The sequence below is a fragment of the Streptomyces sp. AC627_RSS907 genome (assembly GCF_019049165.1).
The window spans coordinates 1-1,014 of the sequence record NZ_JAGMUE010000420.1 but is presented as its reverse complement, the minus strand read 5'-3'; the positions used below and the strand labels follow the sequence as shown (position 1 = coordinate 1,014).

Genomic DNA, 1,014 nt, shown 5'->3' with positions numbered 1-1,014 from the left:
TCCTGCGGCTGCGCAAGGCCCACCGCAAGCACGGCCAGCGCACCTTCGGCATCGCCCCGTACGCGACCCGCGGCCTGACCAAGGCGGGCGGCACGCTGCTGCCCGCGGCGCCCGGCACCGAGACGGAATGGCTGGACGCGCTGGCCGGCGGCGTCGGCCTGGACGAACTGGGCCAGCGCGCGGCCGACGCGCTGCGCGCCGAGGGGTCGGCGATCGTCGTCGGGGAGCGGCTGGCGGCCGTGCCCGGCGCGCTGACCGCCGCCGTCCGGCTGGCCTCGGCCACCGGCGCCAGCCTGACGTGGATTCCGCGCCGGGCCGGCGAGCGCGGCGCGATCGAGGCGGGCGCGCTGCCCGGGCTGCTGCCCGGCGGGCGCCCGGCCACCAGCCCGAGCGCCCGCGAGGAGGTCGCCGAGCTGTGGCGGGTGCGCGAACTGCCGCCCCGGCACGGACGCGACACCGGGCAGATCATCGAGGCCGCAGCGGGCGGCGAACTCGGCGCGCTGCTCGTCGGCGGCGTCGAGGTGGCCGACCTGCCCGACCCGGCCCGCGCCGTCGAGGCGCTGGACGCGGTGCCGTTCCTGGTCAGCCTGGAGCAGCGGCCGTCCGAGGTCACCGACCGCGCGGACGTGGTGCTGCCGGTCTCGGCCGTGGTCGAGAAGTCGGGCACCTTCCTCAACTGGGAGGGCCGGGCCCGCTCGTTCGAGGCCGCGGTCAAGCCCGACCAGATGGCCCGCCGCCACGTACAGCCCGACGGTCGGGTGCTGCACATGCTGGCCGACCACATGGACGCCCCGATCGCGCTGCCCGACGTGCGCGCCGCGCGGCGCGAGCTGGACCGGCTCGGCGGCTGGGAGGCGGCGCCGGTCACGACGCTGCCGACGCCGACCGGGCAGGGCGGCGCCCCGCTGCCGCGCCCGGCGGCGGGCCAGGCGGTGCTCGCCGGCCACCGGCTGCTGCTCGACCAGGGCCGGCTCCAGGAGGGCGACGAGGCGCTGACCGGCACCCGACACGCCC

1 protein-coding gene is annotated in these 1,014 nt (G+C 79.1%); it reads left to right on the top strand.

Annotation, left to right across the window (positions count from 1 at the left end):
• The coding region (locus KUM32_RS36230; RefSeq protein ID WP_217146147.1) for a molybdopterin-dependent oxidoreductase at nt 1-1,014 on the top strand (1,014 nt) is incomplete at both ends.